Origin of the sequence: Rhodovulum adriaticum, assembly GCF_004345735.1 — a bacterium.
GTDB lineage: Bacteria > Pseudomonadota > Alphaproteobacteria > Rhodobacterales > Rhodobacteraceae > Rhodovulum > Rhodovulum adriaticum.
On record NZ_SLXL01000002.1, the window covers coordinates 394,479 to 420,188 of the forward strand.

Genomic DNA, 25,710 nt, shown 5'->3' on the forward strand with positions numbered 1-25,710 from the left:
GCCCAACGCGGCGCCCGAAAGAAGACACCGGCGCCCAGGGCGCCGGCATCCGTTTCTATCGGGTCTGCCCGGTCAGACGGCCAGCAGGAACTCGTCCACCATCTCGCCCAGTTCCAGGCCCGACTGGTAGTCGAGGTTCTGGATGCGCATGTCCTCATCCCGGCCGGTATCGGCCTCGGCGTAGGGCGTGCCTGCCTCGGGGGCGTGGAATTCCAGCAGGTACTCGGCCAGCGCGTCCTGTTCGGTGAAGTCCTGCGCAAAGATCGCCGAACCGTTGGCGTAGGTTTCCACCTCCTGATCCGACAGGTCGTCGAACTCGAACCAATCGGGGAAGGTGTAGCCATCGCCGCCACCGGCCAGGAAGTTCAGGGTGACCACGCCGAATTCCTGCTCGGCGGCGGCCTCGTTGGCCACGCCGTCCTGGGCAAGAACTTGGATGATGTTGCCGTCCCCATCAACCACGGCCGCGTCGACGATCCGGTAATCGGTTTCGCCCTCGTTGTCGTAGCTTTCGAAGGAGAACATCAGCCCCGAGGTCTGGATGAACTGGCCGGCAACCCGCGGCAGCGCGTCGATGCCATGCTCGATGGCGGCCAGCAGTTCGGCGCCATCCATCAGGCCGATCGCCAGACCGTTGTTGAAGGCCAGCGTCGTGGCGATGTCGTTCTCGCTGATGCCACCCTCGGGTTTCACAACGGTGCCGGTCTCGTCCAGGATTTCCTGGTTGACGGTGCGCACCGCCTCGGAACCGCCCGGCGGCACCAGGGTCTGGCCGATCGAGGCCCGGATACCGCCGCCGTTCTTGATCGAGACAACGAACTCCACATCCTCGAACACCGTGCCGGTGCCGTCAAAATACTCGTTCACGTACCACAGGTTCGCGTCAGAGCTGAGGTTGCCCAGGTTGGTTTCCTGGGTCCGCACGCCATCGGGGTCCGTGGCGGTGTCGACACCCGAGCGGTTGCCGTTCAGGAAGACCTCGGAGACACCCAGGACGTTGCCCTCGGTTTCCAGGATCTGCTGTTGAACCGCATCGGCCAGGCGCTGAACCTCGGGATCGACCAGATCCTCGGCGCCCAGGGCCGCGACGCCGGCGTCATCGGTGGCATAGGCGCCCGAGACCTCGGCGTCGTAACTTTCGGCGATGATCTCGCCATTAGCGTCGAAGTCGATGACCAGCCGGCCGACATACTTGTAAGAGCCGTCGGTGTTGACCACCGCCGTCTGACCCCCGTCGGCATTTTCCACGAAGATCGGGTATTCGCCCTGGGCGGTGTCCCCGTCACGCAGGCGGTCGTTTTCGTCCATCAGGCGGGTGTTGGACCCGCCCGCGACGATGATGTCGACCCCCGACAGGCGGCTGGCCAGTTCCACCTCGATGTCGATCTGCTGCATGTGGGCCAGCAGGATGACCTTGTCCATCCGCGGGTTGGCCTCCAGCAGGGCGTCCACCTCGGACTGGATTTCAGCGGCCAGCGCGTCCAGCTCGTCGGCAGTCGGCACCGTATCGGCCCACTCGGGCGAGATGGTGACATCGTCCGGGCTGGAAATCCGGTCCAGCGTCGGCGTGGTAGCGCCCACAACCCCGATCGGTTCAAAGTTCTCGTAGACCACGGTCGAGGTGGTCACGGTCCCCTTGACCAGTTCCGACCACTGGCCGCCCTCGGCCTCCAGCGGGGCCAGGTTCGCATCGGTCGAGACATCGAGGTTGGTCGAGAGATAGGCGAACTCGGCGCCCTGGAACTCGCGGTAGAACAGGTCGGTGCCTAGGAAGTAGAACGGATCATCGAAGAGTTCACCGAACCGTCCGGCGGCCGAGCCGTCGATCAGCGCGGCAAGCGCCTCGGTGCCGAAGTCGAACTCGTGGTTGCCGAAGGCAATCGCGTCGAAGCCCAGTTCGTTCTGGATCTGCATGTCGGCAACACCGCCAGCGCCGAACAGCGCCTCGGAGGCCGAGTAGAACAGGCCCGGAATGAAGGCATCGCCCGAGGACAGGCGGATCGTGTTGTCCACCTGGCCGTCATCGCCCAGGTCCTGCGCCTCCAGCGCGTTCATCACGGCCGAGAGGTTCGGCGCATCGAAGACCGAGTTGGCACCCCCCTCCTGGTCGGCGACGTGCAGCAGTTCCAGCGTGTAGTCCGAAACCCGGATGTCCAGGTCGGTGACGTATTCGACCTGCGTGCCATCCTCGGCGGTGCCGCCAACGGTGACATCCAGCGACAGGTCGGCCAGATCCCAGCGAGAGTTGACCAGCAGCGCCTCGCGATCTTCCGACAGGCGGGCCAGCCCCTGGTAGGCACCGTCGTCGTCACGCAGGATCAGCCAGCGGCCGGGCCAGGTGAACTCCATCCCGTTGACGCCCAGGATCTCGTAGCCCTCGGGGTCGTTGCCCAGAACATCGACGCGCTGGAAACCGAACTTGTCGATCACCGCGACATCGTCCATCGGCAGTTGTTCCAGATCCAGACCCACCATGATCGGGTCGTGGTCGCTGGCACGGAACGGATCGGTTTCGTCGTACAGATCCTGGTCGCCCGCCGGGGTGGGCTCATAGCTTTGGTCGTAGTCAAAGACCGTGGCGAAGGGCGAGTTCGCGTTCCACACCGCGGCGTCGAAATCACCGTTCGCGGTGTCGCAATCAAAGGCGGTGCCCTTGCCCATCACATAGTCCAGCGTGCCCCACTCGCCGCCGAAGACGTAGGACGAGGTGTCCGCGCCCTGATCGGCCGCCAGGGTGTTGACGTAACCGGCCTCTTGCAGGGCTGCCAGCGGATCCTCACCGGCGTAAGAGTTCAGGTCGCCCACGATCAGCGTGTTCTGCGCATCGACCCCGGTCGGGTTGGTGTCCAGCCAATCGGCCAGTTCGGCCGCGGCCTTGGCGCGGGTGTCGTTCCAGAAGCCCTGGCCGTCGCCTTGGTCGCTGTCCGGGTTGGACGCGTCGCCAGCATCCAGCCCCGACGATCCCTTGGACTTGAGATGGTTCGACGACACGGTGATGACCTGACCGGCGGCGCCGCCCTCGACCACCTCGAAGCTGGCGGTGACGGCAGGGCGGTTCCGCACGTCGCCGGTTTCGTTGGGATCCAGGAATTCCGCGCTGGCCAGTACGGCGGTTTCGCCGACCTGCTGCACGACATCCTGCTTGTAGATGATGCCGTTGGTGATCGGCTGCTGCTGTTCGGCGTCCGGGAAATCGTCCCCGATGCCGGTCAGGCCGGTGGCCACATAGGCGTAAACCTCGGCACCCAGCTGGTCGTTCACCGCCTCGACCAGCGCGGCAACGGCGCTGTCATGGCTGTTGTTTTCCAGTTCCTGCAGGCCCAGAACATCCATGTCCAGCGCGACGATCTGGTTGGCCAGCTTGGTCAGCTGACGGTCATATTCGCTGGTGCTATCGGCGCCGCGCGGGTCGTCGCCGGTTTCGGTCTCGGCCCCGTAGGTATCGATCGTGGTGAAGAGGTTCAGCACGTTCAGGGAACCGACCTTCAGGTCGCCCTCGATCTGCGGCGGGGTTTCCTGCAGGACATCGGTGTCCTGATAGTCGCCTCGCGCGCCGCGCACTTCCAACTCATCGCTGTTGAACGAGTTGAAGTCCACCGACATCACCCCGGTCACGTTGGTCAGCGTATCCCCCATGGAGAAGGTATCGGTGCCATCCAGCGACCCGTCGTTGCCGTCGATCACCTCGATATCGGCCGGGTTCTGTTCGTCATAGCGATCCGAACCATCGTCGATGAAGACCGAGCGGTTGGCGTTCGCCTCGCTGTAGGCCTGGTAGACATAGGCATCCGCAGTGCCCGGCGTGATGACCTGCGTGTATTGCTGCAGCTTGCCACCCTCGGACACCATGTACTGGTTGTCGCGCGCCAGGTAGTAGGTTTCGGTGACGGTCACCTCGTCCATCGAAACCAGCATGCCCTCAAGCTGTTCGCGCGCATCCGCATCGACAGAGAACAGGTCGGTCGCCGTGACCAGGGCGCTGTTGTCGCCCGCATCGGCGATTTCGTAAGAGGACAGGGCGATCTGGGTCTGACCGCCGAACTCGCCCGCCGTGCCGGTCACCGAAACGATCTGGCCCTCGGCCACATCGCCCGGGTTCAGGCCCGGCGCGTAGATGAAGATCCCCTCGGAGGTGGTGGCATCCGCATCCGCATCGGCATCCTCTTCCTGCAGGAAGAAGCCCTCGATCTCGTTATCGCCCAGGAAGACGCGGGTCACCACGCCCTCGACCGTGACGGTCCGGCCGGCAAGCTCGGTGGACTGGCCGCCGCCCTGAACCGCGTGGATCATCACCAGGGTTTCGGGCGCCTCTTCGCCACCATTGCCGTTGTCCTCGGCGGGGCCGGCCGGGGTGGGGGTGTTTACCGCGGGGTCGTTGGTATAGCTGGAAATCCCGTAATCGTCGCGGGCGGCCGCGACCTCGGGGCCGACCAGGCGGTAGACACCGGCCTGAACGCTGCTGCCGCCAAAGGCCTCGATCTCGACCAACCCTTCAAAGGCAGAGGCATCCGCCGCGTCGCCGTCAGAGAAGAACACACCGTCAAGTACGGTTTCGCTGCCGGTGATGGCCTCGCCCGACAGGGTCGAGGTCTGAACCAGCGCAACGGTGTAAGAGGAATTCTCGATCCAGTTGTCCGGGATCTCGACATCCGGGGTGACGCCATAGGTGCCCAGCACGCTGGCATTGCCGACAAGGAAATAGCCGTTGTCGCCGATCGTGTCGCCGGCACCGAAATCGACACGACGGTCGATCGTGCCATAGCTGCCGCCGTCATCGCTTTCGACGACGATCAGGCTCAGCCCATCCAGGCTGGCGCCGGGCGTACCGATCAGTTCCACGAATTCGATATCAGCGCCGGTCGTGCTGCCGACGATTTCGTTCAGGCGAAAAGTGATGCTCACAGGAATACTCCCAAATCCCCTAGGCGGCCCAGACACGGCCGCGCGCCCGGCCCCCAATTACGGCCGCATTTCCACCCCCTGATTCACGATCGGGAGGTGCCAGTTCACAGACGGGACTTGGATGACGGCGGTGTGTGACAATTCGCCCTAGAAAAGTTAAATGTTTTGCTACAATGGCCGGGCGGCTGCACCAGCCAGGCCCGCGCACCGCAACGCTGGCCGCGCTGCCCCAAGGGGCGGCACAGCCAGCGCCTGTGGGTCAGGGCGTTACTCTGGCAGCGCCGAGGCAAGGAACTCCGAGAAGGCCGCCCAACTCGCCTGCTCGGCACGCGCCTGGTAGCGGCCCGAACCGAATACCGTAAAGGCGTGAGGCGCCCCCGAATAGACCTCGATCGTGTAGGTGTTGCCAGCGGCTTCCATCTCGGTTGCGAAGGTCGCCACATCCTGCATCGTGATCGACGTGTCCGCGCCCCCGTGCAGGACCAGGATGGGTGGTTCGTCCCCGTCCCAGGACTGGCCTTCGGGGGTCGACAACCCGCCGTGAAAGGTGGTGTAGCCCCGCGCCATATCCGCCATGTCGCTGCGCGCCATTTCCAGCGCGACGGCGCCGCCGAAACAGTAGCCCATGACCACCATGTCGGTCGTCGCAGATCGCGCAAGCGCCTGTTCCGCGCCCGCCCGCAACAGCGCGCGCATGCGCCCCCGGTCGCCATATAGCGCCCCGGTGGCCGCGCGCCGGTGATCCACGGTTTCGGTCGGCGTTTCATCCCCGAACATGTCCAGCGCGAAGGCGTTGTAGCCCATCGCGGCCAGCATGTCGGCGCGCTGACGCTCGTACCCGGTCATGCCGTCCCAGTCATGCACGATCAGAACCAGCCCCCTGGGCTGCTCGGCCGCCGCCCAGTAGCCGGTGAAGCTGTTGCCATCGACGGTGTAGGCCACATCCTCGGCCAGGCTCGGCGTTGCCGCGATCATCGCAGCGGCGAAAAACGATCCAAGTCGCATCGGGTCTCCCTCCCTTTCCCGGTCGGATACGCGGCAGCTGGCGCATCGCGATCCAACCGAAAAAATGGGGCGCTCTTTCCACGGGGCAAATCCAGGGGACGGCCCATGCAACGGTGCGCCGTGCCGGTGGGACATAGCCGCCCGCGCTTAACGTCGTTGCAATGACTGGGGACAGGCAGGGCAGGAACATGGCGGAAGCGGTGGGATTCGAACCCACGGATGGTTGCCCATCGCCGGTTTTCAAGACCGGTGCATTCGACCACTCTGCCACGCTTCCGTTCCGGCGGCGGCGGTGGCGTGATGGCGCCGTCCCGCCGGGCATTCACGCATAGGCCGTCATCCGCGATTCTGAAAGCGGCAAGGGCCGTTTTTTGCCACACCGGCGGCGGCAGGCTTTCCTTGTGCCGGGCCTGTCGCTATCATTTCGCGCGGACCGCGACCGGACTGGCCGGCCGCGACGATCCGTATCGCAGAACGACCAGACGCGGACCGCACCGCGCGGCAAGGGGGCACGGCATGCAGGCAAACCGTATCGCAGCTCTGGCGGTATTTCTCGTGAGCGTTTCAGCCCTGAGCGGCTGCCAGCAAGGCGGACCGTTCGGCTTTCTGACCTCGCCGCCCGACGCAGAGGGCGGCAGCACACCGGCGACCGCGACACGCCTGGTGGAACGCGATGTCGAGGCGCCCGAGGTTTTCCAGGTCACCGAAACCGCGCTGTGGGACGGACGGCCCTCGCTGGGGGGCGTATGGGTCGCCTATCCCGATGTCACCGACCCCGAGCGCGTGATCATTCGCAACTCCGCCAACGGGAAATTCGTCATCGGCGCGCTGTTCCGGCGCGACCGGCCCGCAACGGGTGCCGCGTTGCAGGTCTCCTCGGACGCGGCAGAGGCGTTGGGCATGGTATCCGGTCAACCGGCCGAGTTGAACGTGACCGCGCTGCGCCGCGACGAAACCGCCGTGCCCGTCACCGAAGAGGCCGAAACCACCCCGCCCCCGGACGGGGAAATCGACAGCGAACCGTTGGCCGCCGCAGCCGCCGCGATTGCAAGCGCCGAGGCCGTCGAACCGGACCCCGCCCCGACCCCCGCCCCCCGACAGCCGCAGGCCTCTGCGCTTGCCAAGCCCTATATCCAGGTCGGCATCTTCAGCGTTCAGGCCAACGCCACCCGCACCGGCGAGACATTGCGCCAGGCCGGGGTCGTGCCGACGGTCTATGATCAGGAAAGCCGCGGCAAACGTTTCTGGCGGGTCGTGGTCGGCCCGGCCGGCACTGCCACGGAACGCGCCCAGCTCTTGGAAAAGGTCAAGGGGCTGGGGTATTCGGATGCCTATTTCGTAACCAACTGACCGGCCCCGCCCAATGACAGGAGGTTCCATGCGCCCCCCCTTGCTCCGCCTGGCTGTAGCCGCGTTGGCCGTGATGGTGCTGGCCCTGCCCGCGCGCGCGGCCTTTGAGACACGCGCCAAGGCCGCCTACGTGATCGACCAGTCCACCGGCACCGTTCTGCTGGAAAAGAACGCCCAACAGCCGCTGCCCCCGGCCTCCATGTCCAAGCTGATGACGCTGAACATGCTGTTCGAGGCGCTGCATGACGGGCGGGTAACGCTGCAGACCCGGTTTTCCGTGTCAGAGCGGGCCAAGGCGATGGGCGGCTCCACCATGTTCCTGAACGAACGCGACCGCCCCACGGTCGAGGAACTGATCCAGGGCATCATCGTGATGTCGGGCAACGACGCCTGCGTTGTGGTGGCAGAGGGGCTGGCCGGCACCGAAGAGGCATTCGCCCGCCTGATGACCGAACGCGCCCAGGCCCTGGGCATGGAAAACTCCACCTTCGCCAATGCCAGCGGCTGGCCCCATCCCAACCAGCGGATGAGCATGAAGGATCTGGCGATCCTGGCGCAGCGGCTGATCGACGAATTTCCCGAATATTACGGCTATTTCAGCGAGCGGGAGTTTCCCTTTGACGGGCGCGCGCCGCAGAACCGTTTCAACCGCAACCCGTTGTTGGGGCTGGGGATCGGCGCCGACGGGCTGAAGACCGGCCATACCTCCGAGGCGGGCTATGGCCTGGTCGGGTCCGCGTTGCAGGCGGGGCGTCGGGTGACCTTCGTCATCTCGGGGCTGGACACCGCCGAGCAGCGCGCCGAAGAGGCAGAGCGCATCGTCAACTGGGCCTTCCGCCAATTCGTGCAGCGCAAGATCCTGCGCGAGGGCCAGCGCCTGGCTGAAACCGGCGTCTGGCTGGGCGAGATCGAGCAGGTCTCGCTTGTCGTGCCCGCCGATATCGAAATGCTGCTGCCCGCCGTCGTGCGCGAGGATGTAGAGGCCGAGATCACCTATCGCTCGCCCGTGATCGCCCCCATCGCCGAGGGGCAGGAACTGGGCGAGTTGGTCATCAACCGGCCCGAACTGGCGCCGGTCCGCGTGCCCCTGGTGGCCGAGCGCGCCGTCGCCCGTGGTGGGTTCGTGCCGCGCCTGCGCACCGCCGCGCAAGTTCTGATGCGCCGTTTCGGGGTGCAGGACGCCGGCCTCTGATGCCAGGGGCCGGGCGGTTCATCAGTTTCGAGGGGATCGACGGATCGGGCAAATCCACCCAGGCCCGCCGTTTGGCCGATACCCTGCGCACCGAGGGGCACCAGGTGGTGCTGACCCGTGAACCCGGCGGCAGCCCCGGCGCCGAGGAAATCCGCCGCCTGGTGCTGGAGGGCGACCCCGACCGCTGGTCTGCGGAAACCGAACTGCTGCTGTTCACCGCCGCCCGCCGCGACCATCTGGAAAAGACGATCCGCCCCGCCCTGGCCGCGGGCAAGGTGGTGATCTGCGACCGCTTTGCGGATTCCACGCGTGTCTATCAAGGGATCACGCGGGGCGATCTGCGCGGGGCGGTGGACCGTCTGCATGCGCTGATGATCGGACAGGATCCTGACCTGACGCTGATCCTGGACATGGACCCGGGCCTGGGGCTGGCCCGCGCGAAAGGCCGCAACGGCACCGAGGAACGGTTCGAAGATTTCGGCGAAGGGATGCAGGCCCGGATGCGCGCGGGGTTTCTGGACCTGGCACGGGAATTTCCCGACCGCTGCCAGGTGGTGGACGCACAGCGCAGCACGGATGACATCGCCGCCGAAATCGCCGCGCTGGTCAGGGGGGCCCTGGCATGACCGCGCCCGACGACCTGCCCGAACCCGACCGGATCGAGGGCGCTCCCCACCCCCGCGAAACCGCCCGACTGATCGGCCAAGGCGCCGCCGAAGCCACGTTCCTGGAGGCGTTTTCCGGCGGGCGGATGCATCACGGCTGGCTGCTGACCGGCCCGCACGGGGTGGGCAAGGCAACGCTGGCCTGGTCCATCGCGCGCTTCCTGCTGGCCCAACCGGCAGAACCGCAGGGCGCCGGGCTGTTCGGCGATGCCCCCCCTGCCCCGGACAGCCTGGCCATCGCCCCCGATCACCCCGTTGCCCACCGCATCGCCGCACTGTCCGATCCGGGCCTGTTCCTGCTGCGCCGGGCCTGGGACGACAAGAAGAAGGGCCTGAAAACCGTCATCACCGTGGACGAGGTGCGCAAGCTGCACGCCTTCTTTGGCTTGTCCGCGACAGAGGGCGGGCGGCGCGTGGTCATCGTGGACAGCGCCGACGAGATGAACCCCAACGCCGCCAACGCCCTGCTGAAACTGCTGGAGGAACCGCCCGCGCGCGCAACCCTGCTGCTGGTCAGCCATCAACCCGCGCGCTTGTTGCCAACGATCCGCTCGCGCTGCCGGGAATTGCGGCTCTCGCCGCTTGCGCCCCCGGACATGGCCCAGGCGCTGGCCCAGGCCGGTCATGCGCCCGGCGAGGGCGCAGGCGCGCTGGCCGAACTGTCGGGCGGGTCGGTGGGCGAGGCGCTGCGCCTGCTGCAACTGGACGGGCTGACACTTTATTCCGAACTGGTGGCGCTGCTGGCCGGTCACCCCCGCATGGACCGCCCCCGCACCATCGCGCTGGCCCAATCCGTCACCGGCAAGGGCGCCGAGGCGCGGCTGGATCTGGCCCTGCGCCTGATAGAATTGCTTCTGTCCCGGCTGGCCCGCACCGGCGCCACCGGTCAGCCCCCGCCAGAGGCCGCCGAAGACGAGGCCGCGATGCTGGCCCGGCTATCGCCCGATGCCCATGCGGCACGGGGCTGGGCCGAGGCCGCGCAAACGCTGAGCGCGCGGGCACGCCAGGGCAAGGCCGTCAACCTTGACCCCGCCTCGCTCATCCTTGATACCGTGCACAGGATCGACGACATCGCCGGCCGCCTGACTGCCCGAGGCACCCCCGCATGAGTGACGACAGACCCGAAATCACCGACAGCCATTGTCACCTGGATTTCCCCGATTTCGCCAATGAACTGGAACTGGTGCTAGACCGGGCACAACAGGCCGGCGTCACGCGCATGGTCACGATCTGCACCCGCCTGCGCCAGGTGGATCAGGTGCGCGCCATCGCGGATGCCTACGCCCCCGTCTATTGGGCCGCAGGCACCCACCCGATGAGCGCGGCCGAGGAACCGATGGCCACGGTGGACGAACTGGTCGCGCTGGCCCGCCACCCGAAATTCGTGGGCATCGGCGAAACCGGGCTGGATTACCACTACACCGCCGAGTCCGCCGAGGTGCAGCAACACAGCCTGCGCATCCACATCGCGGCGGCGCGCGAAACCGGCCTGCCGCTGATCATCCATGCCCGCGCCGCGGACGCGGACATGGCCCGCATCCTGACCGAGGAATACAAGACCGGCGCCTATTCCTGCGTGATGCACTGCTTCAGTTCCGGCGCGGATCTGGCCCGCGCGGCGCTGGATCTGGGCTTCTACCTGTCGATGTCGGGCATCGCGGCCTTTCCCAAGTCTAAGGAGTTGCGCGAAATCTTCGCCGCGGCCCCGGTGGACCGTATCCTTGTCGAAACCGACGCGCCCTACCTGGCGCCCCCGCCCCATCGCGGCAAGCGGAACGAACCGGCCTTCAGCGTGCATACCGCGCAGGTGGGGGCCGATCTGTTCGGCATGGATTATGCGGCCTTTGCCGCGCAGACCCAGGCCAATTTCGAGCGGCTGTTCTGGAAAACCGTTTCCGCGCAGGCGCCCGCGTGACCGGGGTGATCCGCTATACGATCCTGGGCTGCGGCTCGTCCGGGGGCGTGCCGCGCCTGGGGGGGCATTGGGGCAATTGCGACCCCGAAAACCCCCGCAACCGGCGCCAGCGCTGTTCCATGCTGATCGAGCGTGAGGGTCCGCAGGGCCTGACCCGCGTTCTGATCGACACCACGCCCGACCTGCGCGGCCAGTTGTTGCAGGCCGGCGTGGGCGAACTGGACGCGGTGCTATACACCCATGCCCACGCGGACCACGTCCACGGCATCGACGACCTGCGCCAGATCGTGTTCAACACGCGCAAGCGCCTGCCCGTCTGGGCGGACGGGGCGACGCAGGACGCGTTGTATTCCCGGTTCGGCTATGCCTTCACCCAGCCAGAGGGATCGCCCTATCCGCCGATCCTGGAAATGCACACGATTGACGGGCCCGTCAGCATCGACGGCGCGGGCGGGCGGATCACGGCGGTCCCCTTCCGCATGAACCACGGCGCAATCGACGCATTGGGCTTTCGCATCGGCGGGCTGGCCTACATGCCCGACGTGATCGAGATGTATCCAGAAAGCTGGGACGTGCTGGCGGGGCTGGAGATCCTGGTGATCGATGCGCTGCGCTACAACCCGCACCCGACCCACCTGCACCTGGAAAAGACGCTGGACTGGATCGAACGGATCGCGCCGCGCCGCGCGGTGCTGACCAATATGCATATCGACATGGATTACGACACCGTCGCCGCCGAAACCGCCGATCACATCACCCCCGCCCATGACGGGATGGTGCTGAGCCTGCCCGCCTGATGCAGGCGCTGATCGAGGTCATCCTTCCCGTCTTTCTGGTGCTGGGCTTCGGCTATGTCGCGGTGTGGCGCGGGCTGTTCACCGATGCGGGCGTGGATGGGCTGATGAAGTTCACGCAGAACTTTGCCATCCCCTGCCTGCTGTTCCGCGCGGTGTCCACCCTGGACCTTGGGCAAAGCTTCGAATGGCGGCTTTTGCTCAGCTTTTACACCGGGGCGGTGACCGGGTTCATCCTGGGCCTGCTGGGCGCGCGTCTGCTGTTCAAGCGCAGCTGGGAGGACAGCGTCGCCATCGGCTTTGTCGGGCTGTTCTCGAACTCGCTGCTGCTGGGCCTGCCGATCACCGAACGGGCCTATGGCGCCGACGCGCTGGAGGCCAACTACGCCATCATCGCGATGCACTCGCCCTTTTGCTATGGGATCGGGCTGACCGCGATGGAAATTGCCCGCAACCAGGGCGCGGGACTGGTGCGCACGGCGGGCGCGATTGGCCGGGCGATGTTCCGCAATGCGCTGGTCATCGGCATCACGCTGGGGCTGGCCGTGAACCTGTCGGGGCTGACCCTGCCCGGCGTCGTGACCGAGGCGCTGGACCTGATGATCCGCGCCGCCCTGCCTGCGGCGCTGTTCGGGTTGGGGGGCGTGCTGGTGCGGTATCGGCCAGAGGGCGATTTGCGCACCATCGCCTATGCGGTTTCGATCTCTCTCTTGGTGCATCCCACGGTGGTCTGGCTGATGGCGCGGGGGCTGGCGCTGGATGTCGGGCCCATGCGCTCTGCCGTGGTGACGGCGGCGATGGCACCGGGCGTGAACGCCTATATCTTTGCCAACATGTATGGCGCGGCGCGGCGGGTGGCGGCGTCCTCGGTGCTGGTCGGGACGGCCCTGTCGATCCTGACAGTCTGGGTGTGGCTGGCCCTGCTGCCATAGGCAGCGGGCCGGAAGGAAACTCTCGATGTTCCCTCCGGCCGAAAGGTTATCAGCCCGGGCTCATCCCGCGGATCTTTTCCGAGCGGCGGCGCAGGATCTCGACCGTGGTCAGCAGCGCGATGGAGATGACCACCAGGATCGTCGCAACCGCCAGGATCGTCGGGCTGATCTGTTCGCGCAGGCCGGTGAACATCTGCCAGGGCAGCGTCTGCTGATTGGCCGAGCCGACGAACAGCACCACGACGACCTCGTCAAACGAGGTGATAAAGGCAAACAGCCCGCCCGAAATCACGCCGGGCAGGATCAGCGGCATCTGCACCTTGAAAAACGTCGTCACCGGGTCCGCGCCAAGGCTGGCCGACGCCCGCGTCAGCGAGCGGTCGAACCCTACCAGGGTTGCCGTCACCGTGATGATGACAAAGGGAATGCCCAGGGCCGCGTGGGCCAGAACAACGCCCAGATAGGTGCCCTGCAGCCCGATCCGCGAATAGAAGAAATACATCCCCGCCGCCGAGATGATCAGCGGCACGATCATTGGCGAGATCAGGATCGCCATGATCGCACGACGGAAGGGCACGTGATCCTGGCTCAGCCCGATGGCCGCCAGCGTACCCAGCGTGACCGACAGGAAGGTCGCCGCCGGCGCGATCTTGACCGAGTTCCACAACGCCTGCTGCCAGTCGGGATTGGTGAAGAAATCCCGATAGTGCTTGAGCGAATAACCTTCGGGGTCGAAGGCCAGCATCTCGGGCGTGAAGGTAAAGAAATCCTCGGCGTTAAAGCTGAGCGGGATGATGACCATGATCGGCGCGATCAGGAAAAAGAAGATCAGCCCGCAGATTACCAGGAACCCGTAATGCCAGATCTTCTGGCCGAGCGTCGCGTAGGGAGGCAGGTCCATCTGTGACATCTCGTTACCCCAGGCTCACGTTGTCGATGCCCACCAGCCGGTCGTACAGCCAGTAGAGGATCAGCACCACCGCCAGCAGGATCGTGCCCAAAGCGGCCGCAAGGCCCCAGTTGAGCGAGCTGGAAATGTGATAGGCGATCCGGTTGGAAATGAAGGTGCCCGTCGTGCCGCCGACCAGTTCGGGCGTGATGTAGTAACCGATGGCCAGGATGAACACGAGAATACAGCCTGCGCCGATCCCCGGCACCGATTGCGGGAAATAGACCCGCCAAAAGGCCGTCCAGTTGGTCGCGCCCAGCGATTTCGCTGCGCGGACATAGGATGGCGGGATCGTCTTCATCACCGAATAGAGCGGCAGGATCATGAAGGGCAGCAGGATATGCGTCATCGCCACGATGGTGCCGAACTGGTTGTTGATCATCACCAGCCGCGCGTCGTCGGCGACGATATGCGCCCAGACCAGGATGTCATTGATCACCCCCTGCTGCTGCAACAGCACCTTCCACGCCGAGGTGCGCACCAGCAGCGAGGTCCAGAAGGGCAGCAGCACCAGGATCAGCAACAGGTTCGAGGTGCGCATGGGCAGGTTCGACAGCAGGTAGGCAATCGGATAGCCCAGCAGGACGCAGGATCCCATGATGACCATGCTCATGAACAGCGTGCGCTTGAATAGCAACATGTAGATCTGGCGATCCTCGGGCTGTGCGCTGACGCCGTCCACGGTCTTTTGCAGGTCGACCGATGCCAGGAAATAGCCCGAGGTATAGTCGGGCGAGAACGCCTTGATGGTCTTCCAGACCTCGGGGTCGGCCCAATCCTCATCCGCCTTGATGTACAGGTCGGCCAGGGCCACGGTCTCGAAATCGGGCACCGCCTGCGCCGCCGGGGCCAGCAGCGCACGGTCGGGCGCGGCAAGCGCCGCGAAATCCGGGGCCGGTTGTTTCGCCAGATCGCGGAAAAGCGCCAGATAGACGGGCGCCCAGGGTTCTTCTTCGGCGGGGTTGTCCTCGTCCTCGACCTGGGTGATGCGGGCAAACTCGGCATAGGCGTCGGCCGTTTCCGGCAGGGCGGCGGCGATGCCGGGTTTCAACTCGAACGGCGGCGCCGGCTTGTCGAAATCGCGCCCCGCGGCGTCTGCCTCTGCGGCCCAATCGGCGTTCGCGGCCAGCCAGTCGGGATCGCCCATCAGGCGCACCCAAGTTTTGGCCTCTTCCCAGGCGGGGTCCAGTGCCTCGAACTGGTCCAGGTAGGTTTCACCGAAATCGTCGACCCGCCGCCCGGTCTTGCGGAACAGCGAAGAGATGCCGGTCATCTCGTAATTCAGGCGGGTGCCAAGGCGCGTGTGTTCCTTGCGCTCGGCGGCGGCCACCATGTCATAGGTAAAGGCCGCAAGAATGTTGTCGGGCGGCATCGCGCCGCTGTCCTCGTCCCAACCGGCCAGCGCCTGGGTCGTGCGCGGCAGCGTGTCGGAAACGATCTGGTTCTCGACCGAGCGGAACAGCATGTCCGCGATCGGGGCAATGAACGTCACCAGCACGAAGATCAGCAACGGCGCGATCAGCATCAGGGCGCGCAGCTTCTGCGCGCGCAACGCACGTTTCAGGCTTTGCTTCAGCGGGCGGCCATCTGCGGCCAGAACGGGGCCATCGCCATCGCCGGACCCGTGCGGGGGCTGCGACTCGCGCGCGTCCAGGCCGGTGGCCTCGTGAAACGCGTCGTCGGGGGTGGGCGCATCGGCGGTCTGCGGGCCTGAACTGTTCAGGGTGCTCATCCGGTCCCCTCCACAAGGATGATGACGCTGTCGGCGCTGCTGCGGCGGATGTCAGCAACGGCCTGGTAAGCGGGGTCTTCGTAGGCGGCGCGCGCCGCTTCGTAGCTGGGAAACTCGATCACCACATGGCGGTCGTGGGCCGTGCCCTCGGCCACTTCGCTGCGGCCGCCGCGGACGACGAAACGTCCACCGTGGCTTTCCAGGATCGGCGTGTCGCGCTCGATATATTCGCGGTAGGCCTCGGGGTCAGTCACGGTGATATGACCGATGATGTATCCCTTGGGCATCGTCGCGTTCTCCGGGGTTCTGGGCGCGGCGGCGCAGGTCACGCCGCCGCGGGTCTTGGGCCGGGCACGCAGCGGGGCGCGCCCGTGGCCCTTGCTTACTTGGCCAGCCAGGCCTGGAACTTGGCGTCCAGGTCGTCGCGGTAATCAGCCCACCATTCGAAGTTCTGCAGGAAGGTGTTCTGCGCGTTGGCCGGATCGGTCGGCATGTGCGGGGCCATCTCGATGCCCAGGGTCGCGTGGGTGGACACCAGCGGCGCCGACGACGCGCGGGCCGGGCCGTAAGAGATGTACTTGGCCTGGTCGGCCAGACGCTGGGTATCGGTGGCGAACTTCACGAAGTCCATCGCGCGCGCCAGACGATCCTCGGGCAGACCCTCGGGAATGATCCAGCCGTCAAGGTCGTAGACCTGGCCGTCCCACAGCATGTTCACGGGCTGGCCCTGCTCGGCGATCAGGCTGAACAGACGACCGTTATAGGTAGAGCCCATGACGACTTCGCCATCGGCCAGCAGTTGCGGCGTGTCCGCACCGGCCGACCACCAGATCACGTCGTCCTTGATGGTGTCCAGCTTGGCCAGCGCGCGGTCCTGGCCCTCTTCGGTTTCCAGGACGTCGTAGATTTCGTCCTTCGGCACGCCGTCACACAGCAGCGCCCATTCCACGTTGTTGATCGGGCGCTTTTCCAGGCTGCGCTTGCCCGGGTAGGTTTCGGTGTCGAAGATCGCGCAGACGCTTTCGGGCGGCGTGTCGCCGACCATGTCCTGCCGATAGCCGAAGGTGATCGAGTAGACGATCTGCGGAATGAAGCAGTCGCTGACGATGGTTTCGCCGAAATCATCCGAGGCGGGCGTGCCGTCGGGTGCGGGGGCCAGCATCTCGTCGTGGTCGATTTCCATCGCCAGGCCTTCGTCGCACAGGCGCATCGCGTCGGCGGCGGTCACGTCCACCAGATCCCAGGTGACGTTGCCGGCCTCGTTCATCGCGCGCAGCTTGGCCACGGCCTCGTTCGAGCTTTCGTCCCAGACGACGGTCAGACCCTCATGCATTTCCTTGTAGGGGTCGGAATACGCGTTGATCTGGCTTTGCTGATAGGCGCCACCCCAGGACACCAGCGTCATGGAATCGGCCATCTCCTGTGCCAGCGCCATCGGCGCGCCGACCAGGGCAATGCCCGTGCTCAGCAGAATGCTTTTGAGTTTCATGCGGTTCTCTCCTTGTTGTGCGCCCTTTTGGGTTTTCTATGCCCCGCGCAGATCGGGCTTCGGGCGGGGCTTGGCCGGCGCTCAGGCGTCGAGCGCGCGGCAATCTTCCGGCAACCAGCCGATTTCCAGTTTCTCGCCGGGTTTCAGGCGGGGCTGGTCGGGGGCGTTGCGGGTCTTGATGACGAAATCCTCGTTGCCGGCCACGCGCAGCCGGGTCCGGTAGATGTCGCCCATGTAGATGAATTCCAGCACCTCGGCGTGGATGAGATGCGCATCGGGGCTGAGCCGGTCCTTGCTGATCTCCACCCGCTCGGGGCGGATCGAGACCAGCGTGCGTTCACCGGGTTCGGCGACATTCACCGGCTTGGCGTCGATCAACTCGCCATCGTCCAGCTCGACCAGGGCCACACCGTCGTTGATTTCCTTGACGGTGCCCATCAGCGTGTTGTTTTCACCGATGAATTGCGCGACGAAGCTGTTTTTCGGCTGCTCGTACAGTTCATCGGGCGGGGCAAGTTGCTGAATGCGGCCATCGTCGAACACGGCGACGCGGTCCGACATGGTCAGCGCCTCGGTCTGGTCGTGGGTCACGTAGACCGTGGTGATGCCCAGGTTGTGGGCCAGCCGGGTAATCTCGAACTGCATGTGTTCGCGCAACTGCTTGTCCAGCGCGCCCAGCGGTTCGTCCATCAGCACCAGTTCGGGCTCGAACACCAGCGCGCGGGCCAACGCGATACGCTGCTGCTGACCGCCGGACAATTGCGCCGGTCGGCGGCCACCGAAATCGCCCATCTGGACCATGTCCAGCGCGCGCCGGACCTTGGCTTCGCGCTCGGACTTGCCGATATTGCGCACCTCCAGCGGGAAGGCCAGGTTCTCGGCCACGGTCATGTGGGGGAAAAGGGCATAGTTCTGGAACACCATGCCGATTCCGCGCTTGTGCGGCGGGATGTTGTTGATGGGCTGGCCGTCCAGCAGGATGTCGCCATGGGTGGCGGTCTCAAACCCCGCCAGCATCATCAGGCAGGTCGTCTTGCCCGACCCCGAGGGCCCCAGCATTGTCAGGAATTCGCCCTTTCCGATCGAAAGGTTGAGATCCTTCACCACCAGCGTTTCGCCGTCATAGCTTTTCTGAACGCGGTCAAAGACCACGAACGCATCGTCCGTCGAAGCGGTCAAGCGATACCCCCTGTTGCATCGCGGCGCCCTGGCTGGGCCCCTGTGTATCGGCCTTTCAGGCTCTTACCCAAGACGGTAACATGTCATGCGTCAGTTGCAACGCAGAAGTTACCTCAGGTTCTAACTCGGAATTTTCCTTTTTTTCCAAGGACAAAACCGAAAGCGTGTCGCAGCGCCGTGGTATCACGCCCAGCCGGAAATGTGAGGGCCAGCCCCCGGCAGGCCACCGGACGGCCCCTGAAATGCTAGAAATTTCAGCGATTTTTGCCGCCCCTGGGCAGTCCTTGGTCGCGTTGGCAAGCGGCTGCGGGCGTCAGGACGGATCGCGCCAGCGGTTCACAATGGGATAGCGGCGATCCAGCCAGAACGCGCGGCGCGTCAGCCGCGCGCCGGGGGCGGACTGAAAGCGCTTGTATTCGCTGATATAGATCAGATGCTCGACCCGCTTGACGGTGTCGCGGTCGAATCCGGCCTCGACCAGTTCGGCCACCGATTTCTCGTCGTCGATCAGCCCTTCCAGGATCGCGTCCAGCACGTCGTAGGGCGGCAGGCTGTCCTCGTCCTTCTGATCCTCGCGCAACTCGGCGCTCGGCGGCTTGTCGATCACGCGGGGCGGGATCACCTCGCCCGCCGGGCCCATCATCCAGTCACGGTGGTTTTCGTTGCGCCAGCGGCAGGTCTGGAACACCCGCGTCTTGTACAGATCCTTGATCGGGTTGTAGCCGCCCGCCATGTCGCCATAGATCGTGGCATAGCCCACCGCGACCTCTGACTTGTTGCCGGTGGTCAGCAGCATCTCGCCGAACTTGTTGGACAGCGCCATCAAGATCAGCCCGCGCAGGCGGGACTGGATGTTTTCCTCGGTCACGTCGGGGTCGCGACCTGCAAACAGCGGCGACAGCGCCTCTGTCACGGCGGCGCGGGGTCCGGTAATCGGCACCTCGTCCAACCGGCAGCCCAAGGCACGGGCCACGGCGGCGGCATCCTCCAGCGAATGCTGCGAGGTGTATTCCGAGGGCAGCATCACGCAGCGCACGTTGTCCGGCCCGATGGCATCGGCGGCAATCGCAGCCACCAGCGCACTGTCGATCCCGCCCGACAGACCCAGCACCACCTTGGAAAACCCGCTTTTGCCCAGGTAGTCGCGCAGGGCCGTGACCATGACGCGGTAATCCTGTTCCCACGTATCGGGATGCACCGCGCGCGCGCCCAGCTCGGCGCGCCAGCCCTCGGGCGTGCGGGTGAAATCCACATGGGCCAGCCCCTCGTCGAACAGGGGCATCTGCAGGGCCAGCTGCCCGCCGGGGTTCAGCACGAAGGATCCGCCGTCGAACACCTGATCGTCCTGCCCGCCGGTCAGGTTCAGATAGACCAGCGGCAACCCGGTTTCAACCGTGCGGGCCACCATCAGCGACATGCGGTGATCGAACTTCCCCCGGTGATAGGGCGAGCCGTTGGGCACCATCAGGATTTCGGCGCCGGTTTCGGCCAGCGCCTCGGTCACGTCGTCGAACCAGGCATCCTCGCAGATCGGCGTGCCGATGCGCACCGGGCCTACGGTGTAGGGACCGTTGATCGGGCCGCTGTCATAGATGCGCTTTTCGTCGAACACCCCGTCGTTGGGCAAGTGATGCTTGAAGATGCGCGCGGTGACCGCGCCGTTCTGGCAGATGTAATAGGCGTTGTAGAGGTGCCCATGCGCGGCAAAGGGCGCGCCGATCCCCAACGCGGGCCCCTGCGCGCATTCGCGGGCCAGCGCGGCAACATGGGCCATGGCATCGGCGGCAAAGGCGGGCCGGGCCACGATGTCCTGCACCTGGTAGCCGGTCACGAACATTTCCGGCAGGGCCACCATATCGGCACCGGCGCGGCGCGCCTCTTCCCAGGCGGCGCGGGCCTTGTCGGCATTTGCGGCCAGCGCCCCCAGCGTGGGGTTGAGTTGCGCCAGCGTCAGGCGAAAGCTGTCGGCCATGACCCCATCCCCTTGCATCTTTCCCGCGTCTTAGCAGACTTACAGGCAAGTGAAAGCCGATAGATAGCGAAAACCGTTGTCAGCCTGAGGCACCTAATCTAGGGTTTGCCCGCTTTCATCAGAGACCGCAGAGGCAGGGCCAAGGGGGCGAAAGTGCACAAGGCAGGCATGGCAGTATCGCGCGCAGCGCTGGTGGGATTCGTTATGCTTGCGGGAACGGCCCAGGCGCAGGACACCGACGAGGTCATCACCCGGCAATACGATGACGGCGGCATCTACGAAGGCACCTTCAAGGATGGCAAGCAGCACGGCACCGGCACCTACCGGCTGCCCAACGGCTATGAATACACCGGCGAGTGGGTCGAGGGCCGGATAGAGGGCCAGGGCGTCGCGCGGCTGGTGAACGGTTCGATCTACGAGGGGCAGTTCAAGGACGGCAAGCCCCACGGCATGGGCAAGATCACCTTCGCCGACGGCGGCACCTATGAGGGCGAGTGGGTCGAGGGCGAAATCACCGGAACCGGCGTCGCGGTCTATGCCAACGGCGTGCGCTACGAGGGCGAGTTCCGCAACGCCGTGCACCACGGCGTGGGCACCATGACCAGCCCCAACGGCTATGTCTACGAGGGCACCTGGGTCGGCGGCGTGAAAGAGGGCAAGGGCAAGATCACCTACCCCGGCGGCCGCATCTACGAAGGCGAGATGAAGGCCGGCGAACGCGCGGGCACGGGGACGCTGATTACCCCCGAGGGCCTGACCTATACCGGCGAATGGTCGGATGGCGGCATGAACGGCACCGGCCGCCTGACCCAGCCCAACGGCGACATCTACGAGGGCGATTTCGTTGACGGCGAACGCCACGGGACCGGCAAGGTCACCTACGCCAACGGCGATGTCTATCAGGGTGACTACGAGGCCGACAAACGCCACGGCATGGGCACCTTCATCGGGGCGGACGGCTACCGCTATGAGGGCCAGTGGGTCGCCGGCCGGATGGAGGGCGAAGGCACCCTGACCTATCCCGACGGCACCATCTATGTCGGCAGTTTCGCCAACGACCTGCCCGAAGGCATCGGCAAGGTCGTCTATACCGACGGCTCCACCTACGAGGGGGACTGGGTCGCCGGCGTGATCGAGGGCAAGGGCCGCGCCACCTTCCCCGACGGCCAGGTCTATGAAGGTGAATTCAAGGACGCCGCCTATGACGGGCAGGGGACGATCACCTATCCGGGCGGCTATTCCTACGAAGGGGAATGGAAAAACGGCCTGCGCCACGGGCAAGGGACGGCCAGCTATGCCGACGGCTCGGTCTATACCGGCGAATACGTCCAGGGCCAGCGCGACGGCCAGGGCACCATCACCATGGCCGACGGGTTCACCTACGAAGGCGGCTGGAAGGCTGGCAAGTTCCACGGCCAGGGCCGGGCCACCTATGCGAACGGCGATGTCTACGAGGGCACCTTTGCCATGGGCAAGCGCGAGGGCGACGGGGTCATGCGCTATGCAAGCGGCGAAGAGGAACGCGGCACCTGGAAGGATGGCGTTTTGACCACCGGCACGGTCGAGTAGACCGCCGCGGCCCGCGCGGCAGGCGCGTTCAGACCCCGACCTCGGGGCCAGTACAGATCAGCGGTTCGCGGCTCTGCTCCACCTCGATCAGCTGAGTTGCTGCCGGGTCGTTCTCAAACCGCGCGGTCAGCCCCGTGGGCGCGCGGAAAAAGCTCCAGCACTGGGGATTGCCCGGATCGCGGTCATAGCTGAAACAGATCAGGCCGTCCGCCTCGTACCAGCTGCCCTCGACGCAATCACCATCCAGAAAGGTCCAGATCACCCGTCGCTGCGGCAGGTATTGTTCTGCCCCGTAGGGTTGACCACCGGTCGCGTAATACAGCGTCTTTCCGGTGGCATAGGCGTCGAATTCCGCCGCGCTCATCGGCTCTTGCGCCAGCGCGGGCGGGGCGGCGACAACGGCAAGGGCGGCAAGGGTGCGGCGCATGGGGCCTCCGGTCCGGGAACGCGTGTGCCAGCGTGCCAGATCGCCGCACGATTGACCAGAGGGGCGAGGAACTGCGGCGCCGGGTGGCATGGCGCGGGCGCGGCGCGCTTGGCAGGATGGCACGGTCGCGGGCCGGACGGCGACCCTTCCATATCGCGGCGAATGCGCATAGGTCAGGGCAGGGCCAGGCCAAGGCCCGGCAGGAGGCGACATGGCATTGTTCAGCAAACTCAGAAACCGGTTGCGGAAATCTTCCTCCAAGATCGAGGAGGGGCTGGAGGCCATCGTGCAGGAGGGGGGCACCGAAGAAGAGGTGACCCAGCCCGACGCCGCGCAACAGCCCCCCAACGCCCCCGAACCGCTGGTGCTGGGCGCGGATCAGGCGGTGACGCCGGACGCCGAGCGGATGCCGCCGCCCCCGGCCCCGCTGGACGACATGGACGAAGGCCCGGTCGCGGACCGGCCCGCCGAAACACCCAAGGCAGAGCCTGCACCGGACCCGGCCCCCACCCCGGCGGCAGAGCCGGACCCGGCCCCGTGGCAGGCCGCAGAACCGCAGCCCGAGCCCGAGCCCGAAATTATCCCCGAGCCGGAGCCTGCGCCACAGCCCGAGCCCACCCCGATTCCCATGCCGGAACCGGAAGAGGCCCCGGAACCGGACCCCGAACTGCCCCCGGCCCCGGAACCCGCGCCGGAACCCATCCCCGAACCGCGCCCCACGCCGCCGGAGGAACTGCCGGCGCCGCCGGTCGAAACGCCCCCCACCCCGCCGGCGGAATTGCCTGACGCGCCCGCGGAAACCCCGCCGGCCGCGCCCGACGAACTGCCCCCGCTGCCCCCGTCGGATCTGCCCGGCGGCGACACCGGCACGGACCTTCCGCAAACGGACGACACCGCGGGGCGCAAGGGGTTCTTCGGCCGCTTCTTGAACCGCAGCGCAGAGCAGCCCGAGGAACAGCCCGCACCCGAGGCACAGCCCGCCCCGCAAGAGCCGCCAATCCCCGAAGCGCCGCAAGAGCCGGCGCAGCCCTCGGCCTGGGTAACGCCCGACCTGCCCCCGGCGGAACCGGGCTCCGACCCCGTACCTGACACGGCGCCCGCGCCGTCCGATGACCGCCCGCAATCGGCGCTGGCCGCGTTGGAGGACGAGCAATCCGCAGAGGAACCCGAACGCCGCGGCCTGTTCGGGCGCGTGCTGGGGGGCGGCAAGCGCACCGTCATCAAGCGCGAGCTGGACGACGACATGCTGGAAAGCCTGGAAGAGTTGCTGATCACCGCCGACATGGGCGTGGACACCGCCATGCGCGTGACCGCCAACATGGCCGAGGGCCGGTTCGGCAAACGCCTGTCGGTGGACGAGATCAAGGGCCTGCTGGCCCATGAAATCGCCCGGATCATGGATCCCGTCGCCGTGCCGATGCCGCTGTACCCGAAAAAGCCGCAAGTGGTGCTGGTGGTGGGCGTCAACGGTTCGGGCAAGACCACCACGATCGGCAAGCTGGCCAGCCAGTTCCGCGATGCGGGCAAATCCGTGATCATCGCCGCCGGCGACACCTTCCGCGCCGCGGCAGTGGAACAGTTGCAGGTCTGGGGCGACCGCGCGGGCGTGCCGGTGATGACCGCGCCCGAGGGGTCCGACCCTGCCAGCCTGGCCTATGACGCCATGGCCCGGGCCGAGACCGAGGGCGCCGACCTGCTGATGATCGACACGGCGGGGCGGTTGCAGAACCGCCAGGATCTGATGGCCGAGCTGGAAAAGATCGTCCGCGTCATCCGCAAGCGCGATGAGACCGCGCCGCACAACACGCTGCTGGTGCTGGACGCCACGACCGGCCAGAACGCGCTGAGCCAGGTCGAAACCTTCCGCAAGATGGCCGACGTGTCGGGTCTGGTGATGACCAAGCTGGACGGAACCGCCAAGGGCGGCGTGCTGGTGGCCCTGGCCGACAAGTTCGGCCTGCCGATCCACGCCATCGGCGTGGGCGAAAAGATCGACGACCTGGCCCCCTTCGACCCCGAGGAATTCGCCGACGCGCTGGCCGGTATAGATGGCTGACCGGCACGCGACCGCGCCCCTGACCGGCCGGGGGGCGCGGCATGGCTGAGTGGCTGACCGGGATCGAGGGCACCGAGGCCGGGCACACCCTTGCCCTGGCGCTGGCATTGCTGGCCGCGCTGCTGCACGCGGTGTTCGGCGCCCTGCAAAAGGGGCGGCATGACCCGTGGCTCAGCCGGGGCGCGATCGATTTTTCCTACGGGATGATGGCCGCGCCCTTTGCGCTGTTCGTCGTGCCCTGGCCCGAACCCCATATGTGGCCGATCTTCGGCTGGGTGTTCCTGATCCACCTGGGCTACAAGATCTCGCAGGGGTACACCTATACCAAGGGCGCCTACACGGTGGTTTATCCGGTTGTGCGCGGCACCGGCCCGCTGTTCACCGTGATCGGCGCGGGGCTGCTGTTCGGGGAAACCTTTACCCTTGTGCAGTGGCTGGGCGTGGCGGTCTTGCTGGCCGGCATCTTTGGGCTGGCGCGCTACAACCTGATACACTGGGAACTGGACCGCGACACGCTGAAGCCCGCGCTGGCGCTGGCGGTGCTGACCGGGGCCTTCGTCGCGCTTTACACCACCTATGATGCCTATGGCATTCGCGCCACAGCGAACCCATTTACCTTTCTGGCGTGGTTCTTCTTCATCGACGGGCTGACGGTGATGCCCTGGCTGGCCGCCGCCCGGTGGGCGAGCATGACACACAGGCCCGCGCCGGGGCCGCTGTTGCTGCGGGGGCTGACCGGCGGGTTTGTGGCCTTCTTCAGCTTCGGGGCGATCATGCTGGCCACCCGGCTGGACAAGGTGGGCGAGGCCGCGGTGCTGCGCGAAACCTCGACCGTGTTTGCGGCCTTGATCGGCTGGCTGCTGCTGGGCGAAAAGGTGGGACCGCGGCGCCTGGCACTGATGGGGCTGATCGCCGCCGGCGCGGTGATCGTGGAAATGGGAGGCTGAGGACCATGGCCGAGAAACGCAAGATCAACCCGATCCTGAAATCGGTACTGGAACTGGGCCCGATCGCGGCCTTCTTCGTCGCCTATCTGCAGCTGCGCGACCACAGCTTTACCATCGGCGGGGTGGAATATGAGGGCTTTATCCTGGTCACCGCCGGGTTTGTCCCGCTGATCCTGCTGACCACGGGCATCCTGTGGGCGCTGACGCGGCATGTGTCCAAAATGCAGATCGTGACGGCGGTTCTGGTCGTTCTGTTCGGCGGGCTGACCGTGTGGCTGAACGATGACCGCTTCTTCAAGATGAAGCCGACCGCGATCTACCTGCTGTTCGCCGGGGTGCTGGGCATCGGGCTGATGCGGGGCCGGTCCTACCTGCAATACGTGATGGAAGAGATGGTCCCCCTCGCACAAGAGGGCTGGATGATCCTGACCCGGCGGCTGACGATGTTCTTTGCCGGGCTGGCCGTGTTGAACGAGGTGATCTGGCGCACGATGTCCACCGACATGTGGGTCAATTTCAAGACCTTCGGCCTGACCATCGCGATCTTTGCCTTCTTCATGACGCAAGGCGGGCTGTTCAAGCGGTATGGCATCGAAGAGGATGCCGAGAACTGAGCCGTACGGGCGCGGGGGGCA

At 66.0% G+C, this 25,710-nt stretch carries 19 protein-coding genes, 1 tRNA gene and 1 pseudogene; 11 read left to right on the plus strand and 10 right to left on the minus strand.

Features of this window, described 5'->3' with window-relative positions; genetic code table 11:
- Positions 1-72: 72 nt before the first annotated feature.
- The 3 genes from EV656_RS16485 to EV656_RS05345 all read right to left on the minus strand — a co-directional run bounded on the left by EV656_RS16485 (position 73) and on the right by EV656_RS05345 (position 6,184).
- A complete protein-coding gene (locus EV656_RS16485; RefSeq protein ID WP_165918939.1) occupies positions 73-4,902 on the minus strand; it encodes an ExeM/NucH family extracellular endonuclease in 4,830 nt (1,609 codons plus the stop codon).
- A 267-nt stretch (positions 4,903-5,169) separates the two neighbouring features.
- Positions 5,170-5,907, minus strand: a complete 738-nt coding sequence (locus EV656_RS05340; RefSeq protein ID WP_132600439.1) for a dienelactone hydrolase family protein — start codon at positions 5,905-5,907, stop codon at positions 5,170-5,172.
- Between the two features lie 189 nt (positions 5,908-6,096).
- Positions 6,097-6,184, minus strand: a tRNA-Ser gene (locus tag EV656_RS05345).
- Positions 6,185-6,462: 278 nt separating this feature from the next.
- Here EV656_RS05345 and EV656_RS05350 point away from each other — a divergent pair.
- Genes EV656_RS05350 through EV656_RS05380 form a run of 7 tightly spaced genes read left to right on the plus strand, consistent with a single transcriptional unit; the run spans position 6,463 to position 12,755 of the window.
- Positions 6,463-7,257 (plus strand): SPOR domain-containing protein, encoded by a 795-nt coding sequence (locus tag EV656_RS05350; protein ID WP_132600442.1) that lies wholly within the window; start codon positions 6,463-6,465, stop codon positions 7,255-7,257.
- Positions 7,258-7,285: 28 nt separating this feature from the next.
- The gene (locus EV656_RS05355; RefSeq protein WP_132600445.1) at positions 7,286-8,449 is read left to right on the plus strand and encodes a D-alanyl-D-alanine carboxypeptidase family protein; all 1,164 of its coding nucleotides are present in this window, start codon (positions 7,286-7,288) and stop codon (positions 8,447-8,449) included.
- The gene (gene tmk, locus EV656_RS05360) at positions 8,449-9,075 is read left to right on the plus strand and encodes a dTMP kinase (protein ID WP_132600448.1); all 627 of its coding nucleotides are present in this window, start codon (positions 8,449-8,451) and stop codon (positions 9,073-9,075) included. Before EV656_RS05355 ends, tmk begins: the two co-directional genes overlap by 1 nt.
- Complete coding sequence (locus EV656_RS05365) at positions 9,072-10,223, plus strand: DNA polymerase III subunit delta' (RefSeq protein ID WP_132600451.1); 1,152 nt, start codon at positions 9,072-9,074, stop codon at positions 10,221-10,223. The genes tmk and EV656_RS05365 overlap by 4 nt, the downstream gene beginning before the upstream one ends.
- On the plus strand, positions 10,220-11,029 hold the full coding sequence (locus EV656_RS05370) for a TatD family hydrolase (protein ID WP_132600455.1): 810 nt from the start codon (positions 10,220-10,222) through the stop codon (positions 11,027-11,029). Before EV656_RS05365 ends, EV656_RS05370 begins: the two co-directional genes overlap by 4 nt.
- Positions 11,026-11,826: an MBL fold metallo-hydrolase gene (locus EV656_RS05375; RefSeq protein WP_132600458.1), complete on the plus strand. Its 801-nt coding sequence runs from the start codon at positions 11,026-11,028 to the stop codon at positions 11,824-11,826. The genes EV656_RS05370 and EV656_RS05375 overlap by 4 nt, the downstream gene beginning before the upstream one ends.
- Entirely contained in the window at positions 11,826-12,755 is a 930-nt protein-coding gene (locus EV656_RS05380; RefSeq protein WP_132600461.1) for an AEC family transporter, read from the plus strand. Before EV656_RS05375 ends, EV656_RS05380 begins: the two co-directional genes overlap by 1 nt.
- A 49-nt stretch (positions 12,756-12,804) precedes the next feature.
- On the opposite strand, the pseudogene EV656_RS05385 reads toward EV656_RS05380, so the two are convergent.
- The 6 genes and pseudogenes from EV656_RS05385 to EV656_RS05410 form a co-directional block, all read right to left on the minus strand.
- Positions 12,805-13,659, minus strand: a pseudogene (locus tag EV656_RS05385) (ABC transporter permease); the annotation flags it as partial.
- Between the two features lie 10 nt (positions 13,660-13,669).
- Positions 13,670-15,436 (minus strand): ABC transporter permease, encoded by a 1,767-nt coding sequence (locus tag EV656_RS05390; RefSeq protein ID WP_132600467.1) that lies wholly within the window; start codon positions 15,434-15,436, stop codon positions 13,670-13,672.
- A complete protein-coding gene (locus tag EV656_RS05395; RefSeq protein WP_132600470.1) occupies positions 15,433-15,723 on the minus strand; it encodes a DUF1330 domain-containing protein in 291 nt (96 codons plus the stop codon). Before EV656_RS05395 ends, EV656_RS05390 begins: the two co-directional genes overlap by 4 nt.
- Before the next feature lie 95 nt (positions 15,724-15,818).
- A complete protein-coding gene (locus EV656_RS05400; RefSeq protein WP_132600473.1) occupies positions 15,819-16,925 on the minus strand; it encodes an extracellular solute-binding protein in 1,107 nt (368 codons plus the stop codon).
- An 81-nt stretch (positions 16,926-17,006) separates the two neighbouring features.
- Positions 17,007-18,104 (minus strand): ABC transporter ATP-binding protein, encoded by a 1,098-nt coding sequence (locus EV656_RS05405; protein ID WP_132600476.1) that lies wholly within the window; start codon positions 18,102-18,104, stop codon positions 17,007-17,009.
- Positions 18,105-18,417: 313 nt separating this feature from the next.
- Positions 18,418-20,076 carry an NAD+ synthase gene (locus EV656_RS05410; protein WP_132600479.1) on the minus strand — a complete coding sequence of 553 codons (1,659 nt, stop codon included), beginning with the start codon at positions 20,074-20,076 and terminating at the stop codon, positions 18,418-18,420.
- Between the two features lie 168 nt (positions 20,077-20,244).
- Between EV656_RS05410 and EV656_RS05415 the strand changes: the two genes are divergently transcribed.
- Positions 20,245-21,645, plus strand: coding sequence for an MORN repeat-containing protein (locus EV656_RS05415; protein ID WP_132600482.1), 1,401 nt, complete (start codon positions 20,245-20,247; stop codon positions 21,643-21,645).
- Between the two features lie 28 nt (positions 21,646-21,673).
- On the opposite strand, the gene EV656_RS05420 is transcribed toward EV656_RS05415, so the two are convergent.
- Positions 21,674-22,072, minus strand: a complete 399-nt coding sequence (locus tag EV656_RS05420; protein WP_132600485.1) for a hypothetical protein — start codon at positions 22,070-22,072, stop codon at positions 21,674-21,676.
- 733 nt (positions 22,073-22,805) lie between these two features.
- Here EV656_RS05420 and ftsY point away from each other — a divergent pair.
- Genes ftsY through EV656_RS05435 form a run of 3 tightly spaced genes read left to right on the plus strand, consistent with a single transcriptional unit; the run spans position 22,806 to position 25,689 of the window.
- Entirely contained in the window at positions 22,806-24,128 is a 1,323-nt protein-coding gene (gene ftsY, locus EV656_RS05425) for a signal recognition particle-docking protein FtsY (protein WP_425057167.1), read from the plus strand.
- A gap of 41 nt (positions 24,129-24,169) precedes the next feature.
- Entirely contained in the window at positions 24,170-25,075 is a 906-nt protein-coding gene (locus EV656_RS05430) for an EamA family transporter (protein WP_132600491.1), read from the plus strand.
- Positions 25,076-25,080: 5 nt separating this feature from the next.
- On the plus strand, positions 25,081-25,689 hold the full coding sequence (locus EV656_RS05435; RefSeq protein WP_132600494.1) for an inner membrane-spanning protein YciB: 609 nt from the start codon (positions 25,081-25,083) through the stop codon (positions 25,687-25,689).
- Positions 25,690-25,710: the final 21 nt, after the last annotated feature.